Raw genomic sequence first — 14,882 nt, forward strand, 5'->3', positions numbered from 1 at the left:
AGCAGCTGCTAACCTACAAGTGGCAGGATAAAAAGCAATCGTTGTGGGCGAAAACAGGCGAAGGTTTGAGGTTTTAGCGCGATAAGCCCCCCTTTCATGGGAAAGAGGGGCAATTGATCAAGTGTTATGCAAAGCTTCTCAAGGTCGCCCGCGATGAATCGGCATCCGGACCGTAGTCGCCTTCGCCTTCGATCTTGAGGATTTCCTGCAAGCGCGTGCGAGCACGGCTGACACGGCTCTTGATCGTGCCGACAGCACAGCCGCAGATTTCCGCAGCTTCCTCATAGGCAAAGCCCGAAGCGCCGATCAGAATGATCGCTTCGCGCTGATCGTCGGGCAATTGCTCTAATGCTGCGCGGAAATCCTGCAGATCAAGCGTACCATATTGCGAAGGATGCACGGCGAGCTGTTCGCTGAACACGCCATCCGTGTCCTGCACTTCGCGGCCACGCTTGCGCATCTGCGTGTAGAATTCATTGCGCAGGATGGTGAAAAGCCAGGCCTTCATATTGGTCCCCATTTCAAAGGACTCCTGCTTGGCCCATGCTTTCATGATCGTATCTTGTACGAGATCATCCGCCTTGTCGTGCTGTCCAATCAGCGACACCGCAAAGGCGCGCAGGCTCGGCAGCGATGACAGAAGCTCTCGCTTGAACTGTGCATTACTCTCAACCGACGGACCGGGTGCTGTGTTCACGCATACTCTCCTGTTCAGCCTGATCGAGTTTTTGGAGAAGATCGAGGAAGCGATCCGGGATCGTCTCATCCTGTATCGAGGTGTACAGTGCCTTTAGTTTCAATCCGACTTCACAATTTGGTCCTAGTATATCCTTCTGAACGCGACGGGACGACCTGACCCCGGCTCCGTTCATGTGAAGGTTCTCTTTTTCTGCCATATCTTGATCGTTCCGGGCTAAATGCCCTACCCTAGTAATCTAAGCCCCTGCTTGTCCGGGAAATGCGCGGCTTACCAAAAAGTTCCCTAATATATCTCCCAATCTCGGAACTTTTTTCAAAACGCCCCGTTTAGAGTACCATAATGCTGCGCTCAAAGCATGGGCGGGAGGGTTCTAGAACCGTGTCCGCCAATGTGCATTCAATGAACGAAAGCGGCAGTTGAGGAGTTGCAATACCATGACGTTATCGACGCGTATCGCGCCGCATCTTCCCTATCTCCGTCGTTTTTCTCGTGCTCTTACCGGCTCCCAGGCTTCCGGCGACGCTTATGTTGCGGCTGCCCTTGAAGCCCTGATTGCCGATGTGAGCATTTTTCCGGACGCCTCGTCCGACCGGATCGGCCTCTATCGCCTTTTCTGCGATCTTTATAAGACGGCCTCGGTTCGCGTACCGGAACCAGCATCGGAATTTGCATGGGAACAGCAGGCTGCAAGAAATCTTTCGCATATCGCGCCCCTTCCGCGACAGGCATTCCTGCTTGTGGCGGTGGAAGGTTTTTCCGACAAGGAAGCCGCCGAAATTCTCGAACTGGACGATGCTGAACTGAGCCGTGTTCTCTCGGCTGCATCGACCGAGATTTCGCGTCAGGTGGCAACGCGCATCATGATTATCGAGGACGAACCGCTGATCGCGATGGATATCGAGCAGATGGTAGAAAGTCTCGGCCATGAAGTCGTCGGCATTGCGCGCACCAAGGATGAGGCCCTGGCGCTCTACAAACAGGAAAAGCCGCGTATGGTTCTGGCTGATATCCAGCTGGCCGATGGAAGCTCGGGCATCGATGCAGTGAATGAAATCCTGCAGAACGACACGATCCCGGTCATTTTCATCACCGCTTTCCCGGAACGTCTGCTGACGGGCGAGCGCCCGGAACCGACCTTCCTCGTCACCAAGCCGTTCAATCCGGATATGGTGAAGGCGCTGATCAGCCAGGCACTCTTCTTCGAAGAAGCCTCGCAGGTCGCAGCTTAAATCCAAAGGTCATAAACTCCCGAAAGGCGGCAGCTTTCGGGAGTTTAATGTTGGCGCTTCAATACACCGCCAAATCACACCGCCTTAGGTCCTGACATGAGTATTTAGAGTTGTGAGCGCCTTAATTTACCCGGAAGCACGGAACCAACCTGGCCTGGATGTCGTTTCTCCTTCACACAATAAAAAGGAGACCGGACATGCTTTATTATGCGCTCGTATTTCTTGTGGTGGCACTCGTAGCAGGTGCGCTCGGTTTCGGCGGCATCGCTGGTGCGTCAGCCGGTATAGCGCAGATTCTGTTCTTCGTGTTCCTTGCTCTGCTCGTTATTTCGCTCATCGCTTCGGCGATCCGCAAGGCGTAACAGATATAAAATCAAAGGCTGTTTTTGACCTTCTGACTCACCAGCCTATATTGCTTCTTAATGAAATTAGCCGCCGCATCACGTCATGCGGCGGTTTATCGGTTCCAGAATTCGGGCCAGTTCAAGGATCACAAGACGATCACTCGATCGAGACCCGCCGGCCAGTCGATGAAATGGATGCCATGGCACGCAAATTTCCGCATAACTTTTCCGGAGCTTTTGCCGCTTTGCCAATGCGCGACCCAAATATTTGTTTCGTCGCATTCTCCTACGCAAAACCGCTTCGCACTTTTGCTGGAAATGCTCTGAATTCGGTTGCGGGATAATCGGGGCAGACATGACCGCTGGCGCAAAAGTTACCCTGCAAGAAACGGAACCTGACGCAGCCCGGCTGCGAGCCTTGCTGAGGGCCGTGCGCAACAGCAATGTCTGCGTTCTCTACCAGACACCCGATCTGATCTATTCCTGGGGGGAAAACATCCCGCTCTACTGGCAGGAAAAGTGGAAAATCGGTGGAAGTGACTGCGATTTCATTTTCTCCGTCACCTTGCACAAACTCGACGGCGCGAAACGCGCGGCGCTGGATACCGGCGAAGCGCAGAATGTGGAGATCGCCATCAATGATGGCGACAAGCTGCGCTGGATCGAATTTCACATCGACTGCGATCGTGACGATAACGGCAATATACTGGGCCTTGTCACCACGGCTATTGAAATCAGCGAACTGAAGCGACGCGAGCAGGTGCTGAAGACCCTCTTGCGTGAAGTCAGTCATCGCTCCAAGAACCTTCTGGCCATCGTGCAAAGCATTGCCAGCCAGACGGCACGCTTCACCGATTCCATCGACGACTTTCTGTTGAAGTTCCGCGGACGCATCCAGTCCCTATCCTATTCACAGGATCTGGTGACCGATTCGAACTGGCGCGGCGCACTGTTTCGCGATCTCGTGCATTCACAGGTCGAAAAATATATCGACGTCAGCGACGAACGCCTGAGCATCGATGGCGACAATCCCTATCTTTTCCCCGGTGCCGCACTGCATGTCGGCCTTGCACTGCATGAGCTGGTGGTCAATGCGACCTCCTTCGGCGGTCTTTCGATCCCTTATGGCCGGGTAAAGATTTCGGCGAAGGTCATCCATGTCGCCAGCGGCGATGACAGGCTGGAATTCCGCTGGGAAGAAACCAATCCAGCGATGCCCGAGGTTTTCGAGCACGATCCGCGCTTCGGCAGCGCCGTGCTGCAACGCATCGTCCCCGCCTCCGTCAATGGTCACGCCGATTATCGTATCGACGGAACCGGGGCCGTTTACTCGCTCGTCATCCCGACCGAACAGTTCGACGCCTGATCAGGCGATAGCTCCTCAACAGCCACAAAAAAAGCCGCCATGGTCAGACCTGGGCCTGAACCACGGCGGCTTGCTCTGAATTTGCGGAACGCCAGCTGCATAACGTTTGACGGTTAGCGCGGCATTCTCGCCGCTCGCCTCGTGCGGGGAGGTTGAGGCGAACTCTGAAGGCCGCGTTGTGGGGGCGGGGTCACGACCTTCATGCGCGCTTAACGCCGCAGAAGAAACTTGGTTCCGTCAGTTTCGTATTTTTTTGCAATAAAGTTCCAGCCGGTGATGCACAATCTCGTAACCGAGCGATCGGGCGATCTCTTCCTGCAGTTTTTCGATCTTGTCGGAGCGGAATTCCACCACATCGCCGGAATCCATATCGATGATGTGATCATGATGCGCGCCACTCGCCTGTTCGAAACGCGAAGGCCCTCCGGCGAAGGCGTGCCGGTGGATGGCACCGCGCTCTTCGAGAAGCTTCATCGTGCGATAGACAGTCGAAAGCGAGATGCTGCTGTCGATCTCGACCGCGCGGCGAAAAATCTCCAGCGCGTCGGGATGATCTTCCGTCTCGGTCAATATGTTCAGGATGATCCGGCGTGGTCGCGTGATGCGGACACCTGCCTGGCGCAGTTCCTGTTCATAATCGGGTTTCTTGTATGATTCACTCATGCCCCGATTATGCACCGTCGCACCGCCAGTTGCAAATTTTTGCAACTGGACCGACCGCGATCTCCCCAACCCATTCCTGTGAATGTACTTTAGTGACTAAGATCCACTAACCGTTCGAAATCGAACCCGACAGCCTTGTCGTTCAGATGGTATTGTCCCCTGCCCACCCGCACGAAAAGCGCGTTGCCTTCCGGTTGGTTGTCTGTGCAGTTTTCGGCAAGGAACGAGAAGTATCTGGAATAAGGCCAGCCTGGAGCAACCCGGCGCACATCTCTAGGCGAGAAAGGTTCGGAAAGAATACCTTTCACCCGGACAGCATTATGGATTTGAGGATAAATATTCGATCCATTTTTCCACATGCATTAACTTTATCACCAGCACACGCAACATTCATATCCCGCGAACACGGGATAATTGCAGATTTTTCGAATGTAACGTCCAGACTTCGCCACCAAAACGCTCATGTAATCATCTGTGATCTAGCGCTACTTTTTGTCTCCCGTTCTATTGCGAATGCGCTGTTTCGGATTGTGAAATACGCTTATCCGGTAACTATGGAGAAATTCATGAAAGCAAAAATCTTATTCTTTGGAATGGCAATTGCAGCTCTCACGTCTTTCGGTGCGATGGCCCAATCCAACGACAGCATCACTCAAAACCAAACGAAATTGCCGACACCATACAAGACCGCAAGTCTGCTGATAGCACCCGGGCAGTCCGGCCAATGCTATTATACCAGCGGTTCTGACTGCACAAAGCAATGTGACATGGGCATGTGTGTGAAATGCAAGAATGGCTATTACGCATGTACTAAATTTGATCCGCCTCCCCGCAAGAAGTGATCCCCTGTTTAGAGTTCCGCCATTGCGGAACTCTTCTCCCAAATCCACGAATGAAGGGCATGGAAAAATCAGAAAATGCTCAGATAGATGAGCGGGGACAGACAGAGGAAGAGGGCGATGAACGCAACAAAACTGCGCCGATAAAACAGACCCCAAAGGCCGAAGACTATCGCCACAGGCGCAGTATAGATGCTGAATATGACAAGATATCCATCATCGCCGACGCCGAAAAGCACGATATAGAAGAATATGAGTGCCGTCGCAGCACCAAAAGCCAGCGACACCACAGCAGAAAAACACCAGTCCCGCTTGCGCACTAATCGGTGCGTACCCGCTTTATTCAGAGCCATTGCCAGTGATTGTCAGTCGGCTGGAGCAAGCACGGTAAAGAGCGCTGCTCCGTCGCGATCCAGCTCTTCGACTGCTACCGGATAGATGTCGCCTTCATGTGATTGGAGGCCGACCGTCGATGCCCCCATCGCATCGGATATTGCATCCTTGCTGCCCCAGAACTTGCCGCGCTTTGTGAGGTCCACGCCGTCATCGGGAATAGCGACGCTATATTCCACCGCACCTTTATCGATACCATCACAGATGAGGTTCGCCGATCCGGTCTTGATTGAAACGCTCATCGTTCCTCCGCGCCTGATTGATCTCTTGTCGGGATCGACCCTAACGCGCATCCGCAAAAGTGTAAAATACTGTCTCCGGAAGAAGTGATGGTACGCCCAAGGGGAATCGAACCCCTGTTTGCGCCGTGAGAGGGCGCCGTCCTGACCGCTAGACGATGGGCGCTTAAGCCATGTCGCTGATATAATCGCCAAAGAGAAAAAGTGCAATCCTCGAAGGGAGAAACAAACAAGGCGGCAATCATGCCGCCCTGATCAGCCTCTATCCGCTTCATAGCAGGGCGCTAAGATGCTAACGCTATCCACGCCCTGAAAATGTTCAATCGCCGCACGGGCTTAACCAAGTCTCGGTGAGTCAAACTCAACGCGACTTGGTATTATTCGACATTGCCGAGCTTGATGCGGCCGATGATGCGCGACTCGCGATAGTCATAGATGATGAGTTCCGTACCGCCATCCGGCAGCAGGGTTTCCAGCGAAAGTTCATTGCCGGAAAGGCTTTGCGAGAGAAGACGGGTGCCCGGCGTCAGGTTGATCTGCGATTCGATCAGCTTCGGCGGTTCCGGCTTTACCGGAGCGGAAGCGGCCTGTCCGGGAATATCGGAACGGGCTTCTTCCGCTGGCGGGGTTTCCGGCGCGCGATTGATCTTGTAGACAACGGCGACAAGCACGGCCATAAGACCGATCAGCATGACACCGATGGAGACGGCCAGAAGCCGGATCATTTTGCGGCGCACACGTTCCATGGCTGGATCAAGCGCGGGCTCAGCCTGTTCATCCGGGTAATAGCCCTGCTGATAGTCCTGATAGCCTGAATCCTGATGATTCTGGTATCTCGGATAGTGTGGATCCTGCATTCAACGACTCCGGTTCGAACTTCGCCATGTTATGGCGTGTGGCGCGTGATAGAGCATTTTGCAGCCAAATGGAAACATTTGACGTCGCATAATGCGGTAAAACCAAGAGATAGAGCAGTTCTGACGATTTCGTTAAAACAGGCTCGCTCTCATAGAGGCCCATTCTCTTAAAGGAAAGACACGAGTGAAAGAGCTTACGACCGACTCCGACGCCACAGGCAAGCGTCTCGACCAGTGGCTGGCCGCAGCATTGGGGCCGGAACTCTCGCGCAGCCGCGTTCAATCCCTTATTGCCGATGGCCATGTGACCATCGACGGCGCACCCGCCCGTGAAGCCAAGCAGAAGCTGCGCGAGGGCATGACAATCGCCATCGTACTGCCTGAGCCGGAACCAGCCGAACCGATCGCCGAGAACATACCGCTCGATATTCTTTACGAGGATGATGATCTCATCGTGATCAACAAACCCGCCGGGCTTGTCGTTCACCCAGGCAACGGCAACTGGACGGGAACACTCGTCAATGCCCTTATATATCATTGTGGCGATAGCTTGTCGGGCATCGGTGGAATTCGCCGCCCCGGCATCGTTCATCGTCTCGACAAGGACACGAGCGGCGTCATGGTCGTGGCCAAGAATGACCGTTCACATCGGCATTTGAGCGAACAATTTGCCGACCATGGCCGCACCGGCGATCTGGAACGCGCCTATCTCGCACTCGTCTGGGGCATGACAGAGCGCCCGCAGGGCTTCATCGATGCGCATCTTGGACGCTCGCATCGCGACCGCACCAAGCAGGCCGTGGTCAATGAAGAGCGCGAGGATGCCCGACACGCCATCACCCATTATGTGACGGTCGAAAAATTCGCCCCCCTTGAAGATGCAACCGCACTGGCCTCGCTCGTCGAATGCCGCCTTGAGACCGGTCGCACCCACCAGATCCGCGTGCACATGGCGCATATCGGCCATCCGCTTGTCGGCGACATGGACTATGGCAGCGCTTACAAGACCAAGGCCAACAAGCTGCCGGAACCGTTGAAAGAGGCCGTGCGCGGTTTCCACCGGCAGGCACTGCATGCCTGGCTGCTCGCCTTCACCCATCCGGCCACGGAGGAACTGATGCGTTTCGAAGCGCCGGTACCGGAAGATATGGAGCACCTTCTGGAAAATTTCCGGAAGCATTCTATATAATACTGGCAACTATCGTGGTTGGCCGAAAGGATGGATAGCTGATAAACAACAGGCTGTTTCCATCGTCAAGATCGGGGGCGCGGCTGCAGTGAAAGCCGCTCTCTTGCCGCAAAAAACAATTCATTTCAGACCAAAGCGCATCCCGAAAAGTGGGAACCGGTTTTCGGGACAAGATGCGCGCAAAATAAAAAGACAGGGTATTTTCTGTGTTTCGGGAAATGCAGAAGATACTCCAGCCACGCAACCTTTGGCCCCGAGCAGCGTTCACATTGTAGTGACAGATTGTTTCATGAGTTAAAGGATCGTGTTTTCGCCAAAATCATGCCTATATATGAGGGCTCGCGAGAGGGAAGTGCAGGAGGCAGCCCCCGCGACAGGTTCGCCAAACGGGAACCTGAAATTATAAAGGAGGGTGCTCTATGGCCCAGATGAATCTCCCAAGCATCACGTCCGGTGACGGTGGCCTTACCCGTTATCTGGAAGAAATTCGTCGCTTTCCCATGCTTGAGCCGCAGGAAGAATACATGCTGGCCAAGCGCTACCACGAACATACCGATCCCAAGGCCGCCCACAGGCTGGTGACAAGCCACCTGCGTCTCGTGGCCAAGATCGCCATGGGCTATCGCGGCTACGGCCTGCCGATTGGTGAAGTAATTTCCGAAGGCAATGTCGGCCTCATGCAGGCCGTGAAGCGTTTCGAACCTGAACGCGGTTTCCGTCTTGCCACCTATGCCATGTGGTGGATCAAGGCCTCGATCCAGGAATATATCCTGCGCTCGTGGAGCCTTGTGAAGATGGGCACGACCGCCAATCAGAAGCGCCTGTTCTTCAATCTGCGCAAGATGAAGAGCAAGATTCAGGCGCTCGATGATGGCGATCTTAACCCGGATCAGGTCAAGCAGATCGCGACCAAGCTCAAGGTCAGCGAAGACGAAGTGGTTTCCATGAACCGCCGTCTGTCCGGTGACGCGTCGCTGAATGCGCCCCTGCGCGCTTCGGAAGGCGAATCCGGCGAATGGCAGGACTGGCTGGTCGATGACAGCAGCAGCCAGGAGCAGGTTCTGATCGAGCAGGACGAGCTGGAAAACCGCCGCTCCATGCTCGAACAGGCGATGGATACGCTGAATGACCGTGAACGCCGCATTTTCGAGGCGCGCCGCCTCTCGGACGACCCGATGACGCTGGAAGACCTTTCCAGCGAGTTCGGTATCAGCCGCGAACGCGTGCGCCAGATCGAAGTGCGTGCGTTTGAAAAGGTGCAGGCTGCGGTGAAGGCCGCTGCCTACAAGCAGCAGAAGGCGCTGAACCATGTCGAGGAAGCGCACGCCTAAAGTCACAAGGCACCAAACCGACGCTGACAAGTTCTTTCTGCCGCAGACGGACAACCGTTCTGCGGCAGAATTATTTGGGCGTTACTGAGCCCCCTCGCCTTTGGCGAGTTCAAATCCTTCATCTATCCAGCCTGTCAGCCCGCCCGCCATGATCTTGACCGGCCGGTCGAGATTGGCGAGCCGCAAGGCGCCACGCGCCGCGCCATTGCAATGCGGTCCTGCACAATAAGTGACGAAAATCGTTTCCTGCGACCATTCCGCCATCTTGGACGCTATAATCTTGCCGTGCGGCAGATTGATTGCGCCCGGAATATGCGCCTCTGCAAAATGCACAGGGCTACGCACGTCGAGAAGCACGAAATCGGCTCCTTTGGACAAGGCATCGTGCACGTCCCAGCAATCCGTCTCGAATGTGAATTCGGCTGCGAAATGATCCCGCGCCAATGCGCTAGGCGCTGGCGGGATGGCAGTTACGGCTGATTTCCTGTCGGTCTTTGTCACACTATCCATGGGCGATCTCCTTTGTCTTCGGAAAGATTGTCGCCCATTTTCCAATTCACTTGCAATTGGCGTGATTGACAATATACGTAAAGATAATGACAAACCAGATACCAGACCTTAAAGGCCCACTCGTCGTAGCGCTTCTCTATGACCGGCTTTGCACCTTTGAATTCGGCATAGTCGCCGAAATCTTTGGCCTGCCCCGCCCGGAAATGGGACCGGGATGGTATCGCTTCGCCAGTTGCCCAATTGAAGACGGCCCGTTGCGTGCACATGGCGGGTTCGTCATCACGCCCGATGGCGGTCCCGATCTCATTGACGAGGCCGACATCATCATTATTCCGGGCTGGAAAGGTGCAGACGTTCCGGTGCCGGAAGCCATCAGCGAAAGGCTGCGACACGCGCACCAGCGCGGAGCGCGCCTCGCCTCCATCTGTTCAGGGGCTTTCGTCCTGGCTGCGACGGGACTGCTCGACGGTGGCACCGCCACCACGCACTGGCGCTATGCCGACGCGCTGCGTAACAAACATCCCGCAATAGATGTCGATGATGCGTCGCTCTATCGCGAACATGATCGCATCTTCACTTCGGCCGGCAGCGCAGCCGGAATAGACCTCCTCATCGAAATCGTTCGACAGGATTTCGGAGCCGCCGCCGCAAATTCCGTTGCCCGGCGGCTGGTCATGCCCGCTCACCGCACGGGTGGACAGGCACAGTTTCTCGAACGTCCGGTCACAAGGCGCGAAGGCACCACAATCAGCCCGGTTCTGGACAGGATGCGTGCCGATCTTGCCGCGGAATGGACAATCGAGCGCATGGCGGCTGCGTGCCGGATGAGCCCACGCACATTCCTGCGGCGCTTTACTGAGGCAACCGGCGCCACGCCCGGCGACTGGCTCACCATGGAGCGTATTGCGGCTGCCAGGGAATTGCTCTCTCAGGGACAGGCGAGCATTGACGATGTTGCTGCTTCAGTCGGCTTTGGAAGCGCGCACACGCTTCGCCATCATTTCCGTCAGAAGATCGGGATCAGTCCGGCGGAATATCGCAGGCGGTTCCTCGCGGAAACTGTCATCCAAGCAATATAAAACCGTCAAACAACTGTAATGGATTGGCTTTAGGGACGAGGGCGTGTTTCACCCTGGAGCGGGCCAGTTGAAACGGATTCGTCGGAACCGCTCCAGCCTTTTGTTTTTACGCATGTCTTGTCCCGAAACCGGTTCCCACTTTCGGGAGACATGCTCTAGCCCGAAGGTCATCCCATGAAAAAGCTCCTGCTCGCCGCAGCTCTTGCGCTTACCGCTGCCACCGCCGCATCTGCTTCCGAATATGTCTCCTTCCTCGATTATCCGCAGAAGGAACAGGACGGGACGGAGTTCTTCACAGCCATCGAAATCCCGCAAGGCAGCTTCACCAAATATGAAATCGATGACAAGACCGGTCACATCATCGTCGATCGCTACCAGTCCATGCCTGTCATCTATCCGGCCAATTACGGCTCGATCACCAGCACGCTTGCTGGCGATGGCGATCCGCTCGACGCGCTCATCTATACGCGTGAGCCGATCGTTCCCGGCGCGATCATCAAGGTTCGTCCCATCGGCGTCCTGAAGATGATCGATGGTGGCGACCAGGACGACAAGATCGTCGCCGTCCCGACCACGGACATCGATCCGACCTATGACAACATCAAGGAAATCACCGATCTGCCGAAGATCGAACAGCAGCGTCTCGAAGCTTTCTTCCGCGTCTACAAGCAGTTGCCGGAAGGCCGTAAGGTCGTTGAACTGGGCGGTTTCGACAGCGCCGAAGCAGCCCGAAACGAAATCGCCAAGGCCATCAAGGCTTTCGCTGAAAAGAAGTAACCGGCACTATCTCGGCTTGCGTCAAAATAAAAAAGGCCGCTCAAAGCGGCCTTTTTCTGTTTCGATATGTAAGACTAGTTCGTGCCGAGCACGTCGTTGAACGCCTTCTCGCCCGGCACGCCCTTTTCAAGGCTGATAAGGGCGCGGCGACCGTTGCGGTAGGAGATCGGAATATCGATCCACTGCAGGCGGCGCATCAGTGAAAGATTGGTGTCCTGCGCCGTGCGGGCGTCGTTCAGCCACACGATAAAGAAGTTGTCGCCGATCTTCGACGGCACGGCGATCAGCGGATTGCCTGCCGCCTGTTCCGTGTCCTTGAAGGTAATGCGCTGTACATTGTCCACGACGCCACCGGTAAACCCTTCTGGCACGGTGAAGACCAGCTCGATCAGATGGCTCGCCGGGATGGACTGATCCGTATTCTTGCGGATGGTCATCTTCAGCTCGACCTTGCTGGTCGGCATTGTAACGGTCGCGCGGACTGCCGGTTCAGCAGGCTTGCCGTCTTCCGGGCTTTCCTCGATCGTCGACCAGACCACATTGCCGCGCTCGACCGAATCCGAACCGGCGCCACCGCGTTCTTCATAAAGAAGCGCCTGCTGGCCGACGGCAACGGTCTGGTTCTGTCCGGGCTGCGCTCCGTTCTGCGTATTCGTTTCAGCGGGCGCAGGCGTGGAAGCAGCGGTCGACGTACCCTCGCCGATTCCGTTTGCAGCACCGGCAGATCCACTATCGGTTTCGCTGCCATCCGGCATCAGCCGCTGCGTCATTTTCGGTTCGCCTGCAGGCTGCTGCGGCTGTTCCGGTGTCTGCTCGCCACCCGTTGTCGCCGTGTTGGTGTCGGCTGGCGGAGTCGTCGAATCTTCGGGATGCGTCCCGGTATCGGAACCGGTCACAGGCGCATCGCTGCGTCCAAGGCTCGACGCCAGTTCCTGAATCTTGTCCTTGTTGGCCCAGACCGCATAGCCAGCACCGCCGAGAACCAGAACGGCGACCAGAGCTGCAATCAGCCCCTTATAGGAACGCTGCTCCTTCTTGGAGGTGCGTTCGATATATTCGCTGCGACGGGCCTGCGCCTTTTCCTTGGCGCGGTCCAGTTTCCAGTCGTCGCTGCGCTCGGCTGCAAAGGCCGGTGCGTCATCATCTTCACTGGAGAAATTGTCGCGACGCTCATCGCGCGGTGCACTGGAGAATGCGGGTTCGTCATCATCTTCATGCGACTGCGCGCGCTCTGCTGCGTCCTGATTCGCCTCCTGCAGGAAATCTTCCAGCGCATCCTCGACCGGCTCTTCCGGTACGGCGGCTGGCGGCGCATAAAAGGCTTCAACCTCGGCAATGGCATCTTCGAGAATATTGCGCTGGCGGACAGCGACAGCCTGCGAGGCATTTGCCGTAACAAGCTTTTGCTCGATCGTTGCGCGCGCTTTCGCGTAAACGCGCTGGCGCAATTCGGGCGATTTGTCCGCCTGCGCATCGATCGTCTTTTTCAGTACCGCTACAAAATCCGCCATTCCGTCTTACCCGGTTTCCGCCCGTCCAGATGAACAATAAGCACAGGATGCAATAAATGTCCCAATAATCACAATAATCAAGGGAAAGCAAAGTCTCTGGCTACGATTTAGCGAAGACTTTCAAAATGATGCGGTGAAATAGTGGCAAAATTCACCCTGATGCGAAGCTTTGTACGGCCCATTGCGTTCTTTGTACAACGGTCGAAACAAAATCGGAGCAGCTTCCGGAAAAGCTGCTCCGAACATATCGCTCATTGACTGCAAACAATCAGTCGTGGAACGGATCAGTGACGAGGATCGTGTCCTCGCGTTCCGGGCTGGTGGAGAGCATCGCCACCGGCGCGCCGATCAGTTCTTCGATGTGACGGACGTATTTGACAGCCTGCGCCGGAAGATCATTCCACGAACGCGCACCGGCGGTCGTTTCGGACCAGCCCGGCAGCGTTTCATAGATCGGCTTGACGCGTGCCTGCGCGCCCATGGAGGACGGCAGATAGTCGATGCGCTTGCCGTCGAGTTCATAGGCGACGCAGATCTTGATTTCGTCCAGACCATCGAGAACATCGAGCTTGGTGAGCGCAATGCCGGTGATGCCGGAAGTACGAACCGTCTGGCGCACAATGACGGCATCGAACCAGCCGCAGCGGCGCTTGCGACCCGTCACCACGCCAAATTCATGGCCCTTGGTACCGAGGAATTCGCCGATCTCGTCGTTCAGTTCGGTCGGGAACGGACCTTCGCCAACGCGGGTCGTGTAAGCCTTGGTGATGCCGAGCACATAACCGATGGCCGTCGGGCCGAGGCCCGAACCGGCGGCAGCCTGACCGGCAACCGTGTTGGAGGACGTCACGAACGGATACGTGCCGTGGTCGTTGTCGAGCAGTGCGCCCTGCGCGCCTTCGAACAGGATGCGGTCGCCCGCCTTGCGACGTTCGTCGAGAACGCGCCAGACCTGATCGATATAGGGCAGAATCTGATCGGCAACCGAGGTCAGTTCGGTCAAAATGGTTTCAACCGCAATTTCCTCAAGACCCATGCCGCGACGCAGCAGATTGTGGTGCGCGAGCAGACGTTCGACCTTTGGCTGCAGCGTTTCCGGCTCGGCCAGATCGATCACGCGGATGGCGCGACGGCCGACCTTGTCTTCGTAGGCTGGGCCAATGCCGCGCTTGGTCGTGCCGATCTTGAGACCCGAATTGGAGCCTTCGCGCATGGCGTCGAGATCGCGATGGATGGAAAGGATGAGCGGAGCGTTTTCAGCAATACGCAGCACATCCGGGTTGATGTCGATACCCTGTGCGCGCAGCTTCTCGGTTTCAGCAACGAAATGATGCGGATCGACAACGACACCGTTGCCAATGACGCTCAGCTTGCCGCGCACGAGGCCGGATGGCAGCAGCGAAAGCTTGTAGCTGACGCCGTCGATAACAAGCGTATGACCTGCGTTATGACCACCCTGGTAGCGCACGATGACATCGGCGCGTTCGGACAGCCAGTCAACGATCTTACCCTTGCCCTCATCGCCCCATTGCGATCCGACGACAACCACATTTGCCATTGAAGAAACTCCTTGGCTTCTATTTGAAAATCCAAGGATCGAAGCGGCCCGGTCATCGCCAGTTGAGGCTACAGGGTGCTGATCCCTCGTCTCTATACAGATTGAAACGGGATTGCGCGACTCTTTCGTGCAAGAATTTGCTATTTTTGAACAGCCGTCGGAAACGGAGGGCGCTTAGGTCGCTTGAGATTCCGTTTATTGCGTGGCGAAAATGGTGGGATTTGAGACCCGGAGCGGAATGTACATTCAAGCATAGTCCCGAAAAGTTGCAGATTTTTCGGACAAGACTATGCGTCC

The 14,882-nt window shown here is 55.9% G+C and carries 18 protein-coding genes and 1 tRNA gene; 8 read left to right on the forward strand and 11 right to left on the reverse strand.

Features of this window, described 5'->3' with window-relative positions; genetic code table 11:
* Positions 1-124 precede the first annotated feature (124 nt).
* Both ABDF71_RS13150 and ABDF71_RS13155 read right to left on the reverse strand, forming a co-directional pair.
* Positions 125-697 (reverse strand): RNA polymerase sigma factor, encoded by a 573-nt coding sequence (locus ABDF71_RS13150; RefSeq protein WP_010661345.1) that lies wholly within the window; start codon positions 695-697, stop codon positions 125-127.
* Positions 669-896 (reverse strand): NepR family anti-sigma factor, encoded by a 228-nt coding sequence (locus ABDF71_RS13155; RefSeq protein ID WP_012091358.1) that lies wholly within the window; start codon positions 894-896, stop codon positions 669-671. Before ABDF71_RS13155 ends, ABDF71_RS13150 begins: the two co-directional genes overlap by 29 nt.
* 238 nt (positions 897-1,134) lie before the next feature.
* Between ABDF71_RS13155 and ABDF71_RS13160 the strand changes: the two genes are divergently transcribed.
* The 3 genes from ABDF71_RS13160 to ABDF71_RS13170 all read left to right on the forward strand — a co-directional run bounded on the left by ABDF71_RS13160 (position 1,135) and on the right by ABDF71_RS13170 (position 3,639).
* Positions 1,135-1,929, forward strand: coding sequence for a response regulator (locus ABDF71_RS13160; RefSeq protein WP_061348055.1), 795 nt, complete (start codon positions 1,135-1,137; stop codon positions 1,927-1,929).
* 197 nt (positions 1,930-2,126) lie between these two features.
* Positions 2,127-2,291 carry a DUF1328 domain-containing protein gene (locus ABDF71_RS13165; protein WP_006473348.1) on the forward strand — a complete coding sequence of 55 codons (165 nt, stop codon included), beginning with the start codon at positions 2,127-2,129 and terminating at the stop codon, positions 2,289-2,291.
* Positions 2,292-2,628: 337 nt separating this feature from the next.
* On the forward strand, positions 2,629-3,639 hold the full coding sequence (locus ABDF71_RS13170) for a sensor histidine kinase (RefSeq protein WP_012091357.1): 1,011 nt from the start codon (positions 2,629-2,631) through the stop codon (positions 3,637-3,639).
* A 237-nt stretch (positions 3,640-3,876) separates the two neighbouring features.
* Here ABDF71_RS13170 and ABDF71_RS13175 read toward each other — a convergent pair whose 3' ends face one another.
* Positions 3,877-4,302 carry a ferric uptake regulation protein gene (locus ABDF71_RS13175; RefSeq protein ID WP_010661349.1) on the reverse strand — a complete coding sequence of 142 codons (426 nt, stop codon included), beginning with the start codon at positions 4,300-4,302 and terminating at the stop codon, positions 3,877-3,879.
* A gap of 89 nt (positions 4,303-4,391) precedes the next feature.
* A complete protein-coding gene (locus ABDF71_RS13180) occupies positions 4,392-4,661 on the reverse strand; it encodes a hypothetical protein (protein ID WP_071634167.1) in 270 nt (89 codons plus the stop codon).
* Between the two features lie 207 nt (positions 4,662-4,868).
* Here ABDF71_RS13180 and ABDF71_RS13185 point away from each other — a divergent pair, with 207 nt between their 5' ends.
* Positions 4,869-5,144, forward strand: a complete 276-nt coding sequence (locus ABDF71_RS13185; protein WP_010661350.1) for a hypothetical protein — start codon at positions 4,869-4,871, stop codon at positions 5,142-5,144.
* Positions 5,145-5,212: 68 nt separating this feature from the next.
* Here ABDF71_RS13185 and ABDF71_RS13190 read toward each other — a convergent pair whose 3' ends face one another.
* From ABDF71_RS13190 to ABDF71_RS13205, 4 genes are all read right to left on the reverse strand, one after another.
* Entirely contained in the window at positions 5,213-5,494 is a 282-nt protein-coding gene (locus tag ABDF71_RS13190; protein WP_029929574.1) for a hypothetical protein, read from the reverse strand.
* A 12-nt stretch (positions 5,495-5,506) separates the two neighbouring features.
* Entirely contained in the window at positions 5,507-5,776 is a 270-nt protein-coding gene (locus ABDF71_RS13195; protein ID WP_010661352.1) for a hypothetical protein, read from the reverse strand.
* An 88-nt stretch (positions 5,777-5,864) separates the two neighbouring features.
* Positions 5,865-5,939, reverse strand: a tRNA-Glu gene (locus ABDF71_RS13200).
* 211 nt (positions 5,940-6,150) lie between these two features.
* Positions 6,151-6,630 (reverse strand): hypothetical protein, encoded by a 480-nt coding sequence (locus ABDF71_RS13205; RefSeq protein WP_010661353.1) that lies wholly within the window; start codon positions 6,628-6,630, stop codon positions 6,151-6,153.
* A 184-nt stretch (positions 6,631-6,814) separates the two neighbouring features.
* On the opposite strand from ABDF71_RS13205, the gene ABDF71_RS13210 reads away from it, so the two are divergent.
* The gene (locus ABDF71_RS13210; protein WP_036596404.1) at positions 6,815-7,819 is read left to right on the forward strand and encodes an RluA family pseudouridine synthase; all 1,005 of its coding nucleotides are present in this window, start codon (positions 6,815-6,817) and stop codon (positions 7,817-7,819) included.
* A 419-nt stretch (positions 7,820-8,238) separates the two neighbouring features.
* On the forward strand, positions 8,239-9,150 hold the full coding sequence (gene rpoH, locus ABDF71_RS13215; RefSeq protein WP_010661355.1) for an RNA polymerase sigma factor RpoH: 912 nt from the start codon (positions 8,239-8,241) through the stop codon (positions 9,148-9,150).
* 81 nt (positions 9,151-9,231) lie between these two features.
* Here rpoH and ABDF71_RS13220 read toward each other — a convergent pair whose 3' ends face one another.
* Entirely contained in the window at positions 9,232-9,660 is a 429-nt protein-coding gene (locus ABDF71_RS13220; protein WP_151616379.1) for a rhodanese-like domain-containing protein, read from the reverse strand.
* Positions 9,661-9,746: 86 nt separating this feature from the next.
* Between ABDF71_RS13220 and ftrA the strand changes: the two genes are divergently transcribed.
* On the forward strand, positions 9,747-10,739 hold the full coding sequence (gene ftrA / locus ABDF71_RS13225) for a transcriptional regulator FtrA (protein WP_278526784.1): 993 nt from the start codon (positions 9,747-9,749) through the stop codon (positions 10,737-10,739).
* Between the two features lie 174 nt (positions 10,740-10,913).
* A complete protein-coding gene (locus ABDF71_RS13230; RefSeq protein ID WP_029929564.1) occupies positions 10,914-11,516 on the forward strand; it encodes an inorganic diphosphatase in 603 nt (200 codons plus the stop codon).
* Between the two features lie 74 nt (positions 11,517-11,590).
* On the opposite strand, the gene ABDF71_RS13235 is transcribed toward ABDF71_RS13230, so the two are convergent.
* Both ABDF71_RS13235 and ABDF71_RS13240 read right to left on the reverse strand, forming a co-directional pair.
* Entirely contained in the window at positions 11,591-13,027 is a 1,437-nt protein-coding gene (locus tag ABDF71_RS13235; protein ID WP_151664223.1) for a transcriptional regulator, read from the reverse strand.
* 268 nt (positions 13,028-13,295) lie between these two features.
* Positions 13,296-14,585: an adenylosuccinate synthase gene (locus ABDF71_RS13240; RefSeq protein WP_010661360.1), complete on the reverse strand. Its 1,290-nt coding sequence runs from the start codon at positions 14,583-14,585 to the stop codon at positions 13,296-13,298.
* Between the last annotated feature and the right edge of the window lie 297 nt (positions 14,586-14,882).

Source organism: Ochrobactrum sp. WV_118_8, from assembly GCF_039631535.1.
GTDB lineage: Bacteria > Pseudomonadota > Alphaproteobacteria > Rhizobiales > Rhizobiaceae > Brucella > Brucella anthropi.